Annotated in this window: 12 protein-coding genes; 3 read left to right on the top strand and 9 right to left on the bottom strand. The window is 38.5% G+C overall.

Annotated elements, in window-relative coordinates:
* Position 1: 1 nt before the first annotated feature.
* Genes FEE95_RS06130 through FEE95_RS06140 form a run of 3 tightly spaced genes read right to left on the bottom strand, consistent with a single transcriptional unit; the run spans position 2 to position 2,871 of the window.
* A complete protein-coding gene (locus FEE95_RS06130) occupies positions 2-1,024 on the bottom strand; it encodes an MBL fold metallo-hydrolase (RefSeq protein WP_138656941.1) in 1,023 nt (340 codons plus the stop codon).
* A 12-nt stretch (positions 1,025-1,036) separates the two neighbouring features.
* On the bottom strand, positions 1,037-2,137 hold the full coding sequence (locus FEE95_RS06135) for an SGNH/GDSL hydrolase family protein (RefSeq protein ID WP_138656942.1): 1,101 nt from the start codon (positions 2,135-2,137) through the stop codon (positions 1,037-1,039).
* A gap of 11 nt (positions 2,138-2,148) precedes the next feature.
* Entirely contained in the window at positions 2,149-2,871 is a 723-nt protein-coding gene (locus tag FEE95_RS06140; protein WP_138656943.1) for a phytanoyl-CoA dioxygenase family protein, read from the bottom strand.
* Positions 2,872-2,998: 127 nt separating this feature from the next.
* Here FEE95_RS06140 and FEE95_RS06145 point away from each other — a divergent pair, with 127 nt between their 5' ends.
* On the top strand, positions 2,999-4,105 hold the full coding sequence (locus tag FEE95_RS06145; protein WP_138656944.1) for an acyltransferase family protein: 1,107 nt from the start codon (positions 2,999-3,001) through the stop codon (positions 4,103-4,105).
* A gap of 18 nt (positions 4,106-4,123) precedes the next feature.
* Complete coding sequence (locus tag FEE95_RS06150; RefSeq protein WP_138656945.1) at positions 4,124-4,990, top strand: 3-keto-disaccharide hydrolase; 867 nt, start codon at positions 4,124-4,126, stop codon at positions 4,988-4,990.
* A gap of 6 nt (positions 4,991-4,996) precedes the next feature.
* Here the strand turns inward: FEE95_RS06150 and gloA2 are convergent, their stop codons facing one another.
* From gloA2 to FEE95_RS06165, 3 genes are read right to left on the bottom strand one after another with little or no spacing between them, the layout of a single operon-like run.
* A complete protein-coding gene (gene gloA2 / locus FEE95_RS06155; protein ID WP_238474506.1) occupies positions 4,997-5,428 on the bottom strand; it encodes an SMU1112c/YaeR family gloxylase I-like metalloprotein in 432 nt (143 codons plus the stop codon).
* Entirely contained in the window at positions 5,385-6,164 is a 780-nt protein-coding gene (locus FEE95_RS06160; RefSeq protein WP_138656946.1) for an SDR family NAD(P)-dependent oxidoreductase, read from the bottom strand. Before FEE95_RS06160 ends, gloA2 begins: the two co-directional genes overlap by 44 nt.
* Entirely contained in the window at positions 6,164-7,054 is an 891-nt protein-coding gene (locus FEE95_RS06165) for an SMP-30/gluconolactonase/LRE family protein (RefSeq protein ID WP_138656947.1), read from the bottom strand. Before FEE95_RS06165 ends, FEE95_RS06160 begins: the two co-directional genes overlap by 1 nt.
* Before the next feature lie 36 nt (positions 7,055-7,090).
* Here FEE95_RS06165 and FEE95_RS06170 point away from each other — a divergent pair, with 36 nt between their 5' ends.
* The gene (locus FEE95_RS06170; RefSeq protein ID WP_138656948.1) at positions 7,091-7,627 is read left to right on the top strand and encodes a DinB family protein; all 537 of its coding nucleotides are present in this window, start codon (positions 7,091-7,093) and stop codon (positions 7,625-7,627) included.
* 2 nt (positions 7,628-7,629) lie between these two features.
* Here FEE95_RS06170 and FEE95_RS06175 read toward each other — a convergent pair whose 3' ends face one another.
* The 3 genes from FEE95_RS06175 to FEE95_RS06185 are packed head-to-tail and all read right to left on the bottom strand — an operon-like array spanning position 7,630 to position 11,515.
* The gene (locus FEE95_RS06175; RefSeq protein WP_138656949.1) at positions 7,630-9,258 is read right to left on the bottom strand and encodes a S41 family peptidase; all 1,629 of its coding nucleotides are present in this window, start codon (positions 9,256-9,258) and stop codon (positions 7,630-7,632) included.
* Positions 9,251-9,628 carry a ribonuclease P protein component gene (gene rnpA, locus FEE95_RS06180; RefSeq protein WP_138656950.1) on the bottom strand — a complete coding sequence of 126 codons (378 nt, stop codon included), beginning with the start codon at positions 9,626-9,628 and terminating at the stop codon, positions 9,251-9,253. Before rnpA ends, FEE95_RS06175 begins: the two co-directional genes overlap by 8 nt.
* Positions 9,629-9,631: 3 nt before the next feature.
* The gene (locus tag FEE95_RS06185) at positions 9,632-11,515 is read right to left on the bottom strand and encodes a M1 family metallopeptidase (RefSeq protein WP_138656951.1); all 1,884 of its coding nucleotides are present in this window, start codon (positions 11,513-11,515) and stop codon (positions 9,632-9,634) included.
* Positions 11,516-11,521: the final 6 nt, after the last annotated feature.

The raw sequence follows: 11,521 nt of genomic DNA on the forward strand, positions 1-11,521 counted from the left end.
TTTATAAATTGAATATTTGATTGAATTTAGCAATGTTGAATCCGTTTTTCAAAACAGTTTTGGACTGCTTGCTATCGAAATCCAACAAACTGTTGGTATGATTAAAGTGGATAAAATAAATTTTTGATTTTTCAGGTTCGGGGAGTTCTTCAAACAATGCCATGCTCTCAATAACAAACGGATGTGGAATTTGCGAAACATCCCTTGTATTTAGTTCGTCGCCATCATAAAAACTAGCGTCTAAAAAAGCGTAATCTACTGTTTTTATAACATCTGTAATATTGGTTTCCCATTTCTCCCATTTGTCAATATCGGGAATGAACAGAATACTTTTGTTTGGACCAATGATTTTATAACCAACGGTTTCCGAGAATTCATCACGATGAGGTACTTGTAATGGAATCACTTTTAAATTAGAGGTTAACGAAAGAACAGTTTTATTGTCAATAGGATGCAAATCAATATTCTTTTGAAAAACCAACTGACTCCATGGTCCGTTTTGTTCCAAAAAATCTTTCATTTTGGGCATTACATAGGTCGGAATGGCATTGGCATTGGTTGCTTCTTTACCCAAATACATGAGTCCAGAATAATGCCCAATATGGGCATGAGTTAAGAAAATGCCGTTAGGTAGTTCTTCAGCATCCCAAGAGGCATTTCTTTTTAATAGTTTTACTTGTTCGGATATATCTGGGGTAGCATCGAAAAGAAAGGTTTGTTTATTATCATGGTCAAGAAACCCAAGCGAAACCACCTTTCTATTCGGATTAGGATTTTCAAACAAATCAGCACAACATTCTTTTTTACAGGCAATGTGTGGAGAGCCTGCATCTTGAACGGTCCCTAGAACAATTAAAGAAACGCCACTTTCGGCCGAAGGTTTAGATAGAATGTTAACAGTCTTATTCTCTAGAACGGGTTTTTTGGTATTCTCGTGACAGTTAATTAAAATAGAAAGCAAAACAAGAACACCTATGGATTTTTTAAGAAAATTGTGGATTTTGTAAAACAGGGTTTTTGACATTATTTGTTGATTCTAATACCTTCTGAGAAGGTTTGACAATGCTTCTTCATAGGCCTTTGCATATTGTTCCATTCCTAAATCGGTAGGATGTGTACCATCAACAAAAGCATCATTTGAAAGATTGATTTTGCTTTTAGGAAGCAGGTATAAATTTCTAATTTTTGAGCGTTGAAAATCAATAAAAACTTCACTTGTCCAGCGATTTAAGGTTTCATAAACCTTCTTTCGAGAACTATCAACATCTCCATCACTATAGCCAGCATGGTGAGTCAGTAAAATTCGAGCATTTGGTCTTTTGGTTCGGATATGTCGAATGCTGGTTCGCAGACGTTTTTTGATTTCTTCTTCGGTCCGCTCCTCATTTGGACTCAAATTTGGTAGACAATCAAGAACATAAACCATAGCATCTACCTCAGCAACAAATTTGAGCACTTCCTGTTCCAATCGACCATTCCCTGAAAAACCTAAGTTGACCACAGGACAATCCAACTTTCGACCTAAAATGTTGGTCCATGCCATACCAGGTCTTGAGGCGCATGCGCCTTGCGCAATGGACGTTCCATAAACTACGATTGGTTTTTCTTTTCGCTGCGGAAGAAATTTGATTTTACTTCCTTTCGGGATTCCAATTCTAAGGTTTTTACAATTGTTGTAAAGTGGAAGGTACAATTGATATTCCCGACCACCTTTTGGGCTTTTTTCAGTTTTGAAATGAAATTGAACGGTATCTCCGAATGTTCTATCACCTCGATACCATAACCATTCATTGGCTTCATTTTTTCCATACAAATCAACTCCGCTTACTCCCGTGGCTGGCATGTGGTTCATGGCGTGATTTCCATCAACCTCATATTCTATTTGCAGGCTATCAGCATCCGTTTTAAATCGGATAGCGAGTCCTGCCGCATGTCTAGAAAGTGACCAAACAGGTTTTCTCACAACATTTTCGGCTGCGTCCGGCAAACGATTATAACCGATATCTGACCAACCTTGACCGTCAATTTGGTCAAGACTTTCTAAAGGATTGTGCCAAGAATAGTCATTGGTTTCTTGGGCTGAAATGGGTAAAATCACAAAAACAAACAAAAGACAAACCCCGAAGAAATCGTTCATAATTATTATGTTTAGTTTTTGACTTCCCTTTCGCCTGTGTGATCCACTCCTTGAGCGCGCTCTAAATCAATCATGGCTTTGGGTCTAAAATTGGTAATTAGGGCACGTCGGTTATTATCAGTAGAATTTCCGCGGCTATAATGTAAAGTACCTCCTTGATGAAACACACATGAACCTGGTTGAAGTTCAATAAAAACTGAGTTTTCTTCAGTTCCTTCACATTTCAAAGCCCCTTTGTTACCGATTTGAACATGGGGGAGAATAGGGGAAAGATGCGATTTAGGAGTATACCACATGCATCCATTTTCCCTATATGCATGGTCAATGGCCACCCAACAACTTGCCGCACGTTTGTCAGGCATATCTATCCAATAAGCTGCATCTTGATGCCAAGGTGTAATCGTGTTTGTGTTTGGCGCTTTGTTGATAAGCATGTCAAAATCAAGTTCAATATCATCTCCCATTAAAATTTTTGCTATTTCCAACGACTTTTGATGAATGGGTTTCTGCAATAACTCCGGAACCAGTTTACTGGGTACCATTATCTGTGTGATTTTTTCTTTTTTCTCATCGCCACCTGAAAGGTCGGAACGATACCTGGAGGCATCGATACTATTATCCAGAAACGAGTTGTACATATTGCTGTAATAGTCCACGTCCGATTTAGAAATCAAATTTTCAAACACCAAATATCCTTCTTGTTCAAAGAATAGTTTTTGTTCTTCTGATATCATAGGTCTGACGTTTAATTCATATGAAAGGTAAAGAAAAATTCATTTTGAAACTTATGATTCAAAGGGTTTGTCACGATTGACGGATTATTGCTTAAATTGATGCAGCATAACCAATTAACCTTTTTCCATGTCACAACTTGCAGCAAACGTTTCCAAGCGCCTTTTTTCTTTGGATGTATTTCGCGGACTAACCATGTTCTTATTAATAGCGGAAGCGGCAGGTTTTCATCACAATTTCACGGAGTTGACTGAAGGAACGGCTTTTTCAGGTCTGGCCCATCAATTACATCATCATCCTTGGAATGGACTTCGATTCTGGGACTTAATACAGCCCTTTTTTATGTTTATCGTTGGCGTTGCGATGCCTTTTTCCCTTAGAAAGCGATTAGCTTCCGGAAGCAGGAGTGCTGCTACGAAGCATATTCTCCGACGTTGCTTTTTACTTTTTGCCTTTGGAGTTCTATTGCATTGTGTTTATAGCCACGCCTTAGTTTGGGAGCTTTGGAACGTATTGGTGCAATTGGCTTTCACCATTTTGATTGCCTATGCCCTAATGAACCTTCCCCATAAAGTACAGATTGCAGTTTCAATAGGTTTACTGGTTTTGACGGAGGTTCTGTATCGTGTTTATAATCCTGAAGCACCATATGCACAGGGCCATGAAAGCTTTGGTTCTTATATTGACATGTTGGTTATGAGACTTGAAAATGACGGCTATTGGGTATTCATCAACTTTATTCCTACAGCGGCGCATACGATTTGGGGTGTGATTTGCGGACAGATTTTATTATCAAATACTCATGCTAAAGAGAAAATAAAACCCTTTTTGATTTGGGGAAGTGCTATTTTGATATTAGGCTTTGCCATGGATTGGCTCAACATAACCCCAATCATTAAAAGAATAGCCACTTCTTCGTTTACATTGGCATCAGGAGGGTTTGCAATATTAACCTTAACACTATTTTATTGGGCAATTGATGTAAAAAACAACCATTTTAAATGGCTCAAAATCTTCTCTGTAGTGGGTACAAACTCTATTTTTATTTACCTCTTTGCAGAAACAGTAGGTGTTCAATGGTTTCGCGATTTTGGAAAAATTTGGACAGAAGGGCTTTTAGCTCCATTAGGGCTTTCCGAGAATTTGATTATGGTAATCAACTCACTTTTTGTCCTGTTCATTTTCTGGTATATCACCTATTTTCTAGACAAACACAAGGTGTATTTTAAAGTCTAATCTAACCAAATCTGAGCTATGAAAGCCATTAGAAATATCATTACCACGGCACTTTTACTATTAGGTACAAGTACGAATTGCTTGGCCCAAAATGAAGATGATTGGAAAACACTTTTTAATGAAGAAAACCTTGAAGGGTGGACAACAAAAATCCACCATTATGAAGTTGGGGATAACTATGGCGACACTTTTCGCGTAGAAGACAGTATTATTAAAGTACGTTACGATAAGTACGAAGGCGATTTTAATGACCGTTTTGCACATTTGTACTATCATAAACCTTTTTCTTATTTCCATTTGTCTCTTGAATATCGTTTTGTCGGAGATGTGCATCCTGGCTCCCCGATTTACGTCGTAAAAAACAGTGGGGTGATGTATCATTCAGAAGATCCTAAAAAGATGCTGAAAGAACAAAACTGGCCGATATCCGTGGAAATACAATTTTTAGCGGGAATTGAAGAAGGCAAAGAACGCCCCACCGGAAACATGTGCTCCCCAGGCACCGATGTCGAGTTTGAAGGTAAGATTGACCCCAGGCACTGCATCAACTCCTCCTCAAAAACCTATTTCGGTGACCAATGGGTGAAAGCAGAATTGATTGTTAGAGGCGATTCGTTGGTAACACACCTTATTAATGGAGAAACTGTGTTAGAGTATACCAGGCCCCAATTAGGTCGCACTGGAGTGGTTAAAGGCGCGCGACCAGAGATGAATAAAAGCGGCAAATTGCTTAAAGAAGGTTTTATCGCACTTCAAAGCGAAGGTCAACCTATTGATTTCCGAAATATTAAAATCAAAAATTTAAAAGGCTGTATGAATCCTAAGGCAAAAAACTTTAAAAAACATTACATAAAAGCGGATAACAACTCCTGCGTTTATGAATAAGTCATTTTATTTTTCGTAAAGCTCAAGGGGCAAATCATCTGGATCACTGAAAAATGTAAATCGTTTACCTGTAAGTTCATCTGTTCGAATAGGTTCTACAGCAATATCTTTTTCCTTTAGATTTGAGATAACCACCTCAATATCATCCACTTCAAAAGCCAGATGCCGTAGACCTTGCGCTTCGGGGCGCGATGGTCTTTTCGGCGGATTTGGAAAGGAAAACAATTCGATGATGTAATTCCCGTTTAACGCTAAATCCAATTTATAGGATTCGCGGGCAGCTCGATAGGTTTCTTTAATAACTTCCAAACCCAAAACGTTCACATAGAAATGTTTTGATTTTTCATAATCGGAACAAATGATTGCTATATGGTGTATTTTATTGAAGAGCATATTATAAATCCTCAGGGTATTTTCCGCCGACCGTCCATCCGCCATCTACGGGAATTGTTTGTCCATTGATATGTGAGGCATCCTCGGAGAGAAGAAAAAGAACTGTTTTAGCAATATCTTCGGGTGTTCCTACGCGTTCATTCGGATTTAATTTCCCCCAAATACCCTCATAATTAGGCTGCTCTTTCGCCGTACGCTCTGTTAAGGTCGCTCCTGGAGCCACGGTATTTACCGTGATTTTATGTTTGCCCAGCACGTAAGCCAGATTTTTGGCCATCATGCGCAGGGCTGCCTTTGTCATACCGTAAGCCGTTAAATGTTGATAAGCCTGAATGCCAACTTGAGAAGACATGAAAACCATACTACCGCGGTCACCTCGCTTAATCATTTCTTTCGCAGCTCTTTGGGCTAAAAAGAAAGCACCTTGTAAGTTGAGGTCGATTACCTTTTGAAATGAATCTGGAGTGAATTCTAAAAAATCTCCGAAAAGCGTAATTCCAGCATTCGGAACAACGAAGTTTACCTTCCCGAAATTGGAAAGTGCGAAATCAACCATTTCATTAATTACAGATACCTTACCTGCATCACCAGCAAATGGTAAGCACATGTCAGGATCGATAAGATTGATTTTGCTTGCTGTTTGATTTGCCTTGTTGCCATCAATATCATTTAAAACAACTTTTGCACCGTTGGCAGCCAAAAGTTGAGCCACAGCATAACCAATGCCTTCACCTGCACCGGTTACGATTGCGACCTTATCTTTTATTCCCTTGTAAGACATCAATTTTTAAAATAGGTTATTTGTTTTCCCACTACTTTTGCGCGGTATGTGAATAATCCACCGCTAAGCGGGAATTTCTTGACTTGCTCATCACTTAAGCCGCTTCTTGCAGTTGTAATATACAAAGTCTTAAAATCTTCTCCACCAAAACAACAAGATGTTACATGCGGTACAGAGACATTAATTTGTTCCATCACCTGACCGGTTTTTGGGTTCCAACGACGAACACAACTCCCCCCCCAATGAGCAATCCAAAGCATGTCTTCAGTGTCTATGCACATTCCATCGGGCAAGCCAAAACTCTCAGGAATTTTAATTGTAATCTCATTATTGGAGAGTTGACTAGTAACCACATTAAAATTATAGGAGCGGATTTGATGTGTGGGAGAATCTATAAAATAGAATTTTTTATGGTCGGATGTCCAAGCCATTCCATTCGAAATGGTGGTTTTTGGAATTTTGATTGAGGTTTCAAAATTTGGAGCTACACAGTACAGATTTCCTGTTTTTTGAATGAATTTTTTATGCATACTACCAATCCAGAAATCTCCATTCGGACCTACTTTACCATCATTAAAGCGCATCGACGAATCATTATTTTCAAGTAAGTAATGCCGGATTAATTTTCCCTTTTCCAAATCGAAAGTCGCCAATCCCGATTCCAAAGCCAACAGCATTTTTCCAGATGTTGTTGGAACTGCAGCACCTATCATTTCATCAAAGGCCCATTCTTGATTTTTTCCGTTTGATGGATTGTGTGAATGTAATTTACATGCTTCGATATCAACCCAAAATAACTGTTGTTTTTTCCAATCCCAAACCGGTCCTTCGCCTAAGGTCGCTTTGGCATTGAGCAGTAAATTAGCTTTATTGAAAATAATTTTAGACATTATGGCATCATATATTGACTACTTAAAGATAAGATTATGAAAAAGGTTTTTACCATACTATTAGCAGTTTGTTGTGTACAAATAGCATCTTCTCAAAATGACACAATCCCCAAAACAGCATTTACGAAAATGTACCTGCCTGTTTGGATTGAAGCAACTGAACATTGCATGGATGTTGCGAAAGCAATGCCTGAAGAAAAATACGGCTATAAACCCACTGAGGTTAGTAAAACTTTTGCCGAACAAATGGTGCATATTGCCGCTGCAAACAAGTTGATTACTAATAGATATGTTTTAGGAATGGATGTTAAACCAAATACACCCGACGCTTCCAAATTTACAAAGGTTGAAATCTTAGAAATGATGATGGAAAGTTTTGAGTATACAAAACAAATAATCATGACAGTGGAACAAGAACAGTTAGATGAGACTTGTAAGATGTATCATAGTGGAAACATAGTAAGTCGGGCATTTGCACTTTTTTTTACGCAAGACCATTTGGCAAATCATCGCGCGAAGTCGAATCTTTATTTGCGAATGAATGGCGTTGAGCCACCCGAGTATACGTGGTAAATTTATTTTAAAATCCCTTCGTATTTCGAGGTATTTCCTAAAAGCTCTGTTGCCGCTAAGATTGCGTCATCGTTTTTCAAATAGTATTCGAAAAGTCCCTCGCGATAGAAATAGCGCTTTACGATTTCATCTTCTAACTTGCTCTGAATTTCTTTTTGATGGGTTGTTAAAGCAGCAGTTTTACTTTTTTCAATATCCAACAGTAGCGTTTTGAAATCTTGTTCCACAGCTGCATTGAAGATGACATCTTCTTTGTTGGTCATTGCCTCTTTAATGGATTTTTCGGTTTTCGTTTCAAATGAGAAATCACTTTGTGAAACGAAGGTTTTGAAATTTTGAAAATCGGTGTCCGAAAAATTGAAATCACTAATTTCAGTGATTTTGTTTTCGTAATAGTAATTGGTGGCAAAATCAAATATCACGTTGTTGTTCAACAGAGCTGTAGTTAGTGGATTGGCTTTAACGGCTTCAACTTCGATATCAGGTAATACTCCACCACCATCTTCAACTTTTCTTCCGTTTCTAGTTGTGAATTCGTTAAAAGTTGTATTGCGAACTGCGTTGTTGTTTTCGTCTCTGTTCCAATAATCTAAAGATTGAATACATCTTCCTGAGGGCGTAAAATATCTTGAGATAGTAACTTTTAATTGAGTTCCATAGGTCAACCGAAGAGGTCGTTGAACTAGGCCTTTTCCAAAACTCCGAGCTCCCATTACCACGGCGCGGTCCAAATCTTGCAAACTTCCAGAAACGATTTCACTAGCCGAAGCACTGCTTCCGTTAACCAAAACTACTAATGGAATTTCAGTATCAACAGCTTTATTCTTGGTTTTGTATTCACGATTGAATTTTTTGACCTTTGATTTTGTGGTTACGATAAGTTCGCCTTTATCGATAAACAGGTTGGTAACATTGATAGCTTCAGAAAGCAATCCGCCAGGGTTGCCACGAAGGTCTAAGATGATTTTTTCAGCACCCTTCCCTTTTAAATCAACAAGAGCCGCTTTAGTTTGATTTGAAGCTTTTGCGTTGAACTTGGCCAAAACAATGTATCCAGTTTTGTCGTCCACCATTTTATAAAAAGGAACGGCATCAACCTCAACACCAGCTCTAGTAATCGTTGCCGTTTTGGCTTCGCCCTGCCTTTTGAATGTTACTTTGACAGATGTGTTGTTTGCACCTTTTAAAAGCTCGCTTCCGTTGTCGTCGAAATCGGCAATGTGGATGTCTCCAATTTTTACAATTTCATCACCAGCCTTAAGTCCTGCTTTGTCCGCAGGATAATCTTTATACGGTTCGATAATCACTAATTTGTCTTTGTACGAACGGACTGTTGCGCCAATTCCGGAGTATTCTCCAGCATTGTTTATTTTGTATGCCTCAACATCCTGTTCGTTTAAGAACTTCGTATAAGGGTCCAACTCATCGAGCATATTTTTTATAGCGGTATCCATCAATTCAGCTGGATTGGTCTCATCTACATAATTCATATTCAATTCCTTGAACAGCGTCGTGAAAATTTCGATTTGCTTGGCAATTTCGAAGAAGTCTCCTTTAAAACTACTTCCGGTTATCAATATCACTATTGCGAAAACGGGAATTATGACTTTCTTTTTGAGCAATTTATTCATCTTCGATTTTCTTTTTGAATTTATGAAGTGCTGCCTTCAAATTTTTCTCCACAAGAGAGTAATCAGGCATCTCTTTACCAAGGTATAAAAATAGAAACGCAAAAGAGCCCTTACTATTGTTAAAAACAAGTGCTTTGTTTAGCCGATAACTTTCACGCATCAAACGTTTGATGCGGTTGCGTTTTACGGCACTTTTGAAGTTTTTCTTTGGAACCGTAAATCCGGCCTGAACAGGAACATCAAAAGGAAGTTCAGTTTTTAGGTAAATGAGTTTTATAGGATAGTTTGATACACTTTTCCCTTCAACAAAAAGCTGGTCAATTAACTTTTTACTTTTGAGTTTTTCTTTTTTTGGGAAGGATAATCCCATGCGCTAATTCTTCGGCATTGGCGTCGGCTGCCAAATATTATTATTTTGATTCACATCCGCCATCAATTGAGATGGGTCAATCATAATCGCTTTAATATCTTCTAAAGGACGATCCACACTAAAACCATAGGATGGATTTGCCCAAGCCCAATCTTCTAAAACGGTTCTTTTCAACTGTGAATATGGATTCTCCTTTTCACCACGCATCATTCGCAAAGGAGCATAAAAGGTTTCTTGAGTTCCATCATTATAAACGACTAAAACATCTATGGGCATTGGCATTAATCCTAGACGCTCCATGCTGATTTTTGTTTTTTCTCCATCCGCAACCACTTCTTTGATTCCGTAATCGATGGTATTAGTGGTTTGCGTCCAATCCATTAAATACCAGTCTAATTCCATTCCTGAAACCTTCTCCGCACTTCTCTTAATATCATTGGGTACAGGATGCTTAAATTTGAAATCAGTGTAATACTTTTGAAGGGCTTCCATAAGCTTATCTTGGCCAATAACATACCCCAATTGAGACAAAAAGACAGATCCTTTACTATACGCGGAACTACCATAGGGTCTATTTGATTCATAACGATCAGCATGTGTCGTTTGAGGTTGTTCGTTACCTGAAGCCACTAAATTGAAATAGCTATTGTAAGACCTTTCGAAAGGGTTTCTTTTGTTCTGTTCCCGAATTTCATTGCTGCAAAGGGCAGAAACAAAAGAGGTAAATCCTTCATCCATCCATTCGTGCTTGGCTTCGTTGGTCGCTAAAATATGTTGGAACCATGAGTGCGCAAGTTCATGAATCATAGTGCCAATGACACTTCCAGACTTATCACCGCCAGTGATTAGAGTCGCCATGGCATATTCCATTCCACCATCACCACCTTGAATAACAGAGTATTGTTTGTACGGATACTCTCCAATATTCTTATTGAAAAAACGCATCGCCTTTTCTGTCAAGGGCTGTACTTTGGTCCATGTATCCCTGTAAATAGAGTCATTTTTATAAAGGAAATGCAGTGTTGGCCCATCTTCCATTTGCAAGGTGTCATGAACATATTCAGGGTCTGCAGCCCACATAAAATCATGTACCATCGGCGCTTTAAAATGCCATGTTAAGGTCTTGCCTCTTTGCTTTTTCACTTTCGTGCCTGGTACTTCATAACCATGACCTATTTCTTGAGGGTTTTGAAGATACCCTGTTCCACCAACAATATAGTTTTTATCGATGGTCAATTTTACATCGAAATCACCCCAAACTCCGTGAAATTCACGGGCTATGTAGGGGTCTGCATGCCAACCTTCAAAATCATATTCCGCTAACTTAGGATACCATTGACTCATAGAAAGTGCAACACCATCTTTGTTGTTTCGCCCTGAACGTCGAATTTGAACGGGCACTTGACCTTTGAATTCCATATCAAAAGTGGTTTTGGCACCAGCAGGAATTGGTTTTACTAAGTCAACTACCAAAACAGTGCCTTCCTCATTGAACTTAACATCTTGGCCATCTTGTTTTAATGATATAGGATGTAAATAACCAATTTCAGTTTCGGTAAGAGAAGCAATTCGACTTTTCTTTTCAGGAGTTGTCATTCTTCCATCAGGGTCAGCTATATTTTGGAGTCGCATATCCATTTCACTACCAGGCTGAAAAGCGTTGAAATATAAATGATAATAAACGCGTGTTATTTCATCTGGAGAATTATTGGTGTACACTAATTTTTGGGTTCCTGTATATTGGAAGTTCTCAACGTTCATATCGACTTCCATGGAATAGTCCACATGCTGTTGCCAATAATTGGAAGTGTTTTGAGCCTCAACTTGCCCAATAAACCCAAAGAAAATTAGACAGAGAATACGAGAATTTAATTTTTTATACTGCATGGTATA

It is taken from the genome of Maribacter algarum (ex Zhang et al. 2020), from assembly GCF_005885635.1.
Classification (GTDB): domain Bacteria; phylum Bacteroidota; class Bacteroidia; order Flavobacteriales; family Flavobacteriaceae; genus Maribacter_C; species Maribacter_C algarum.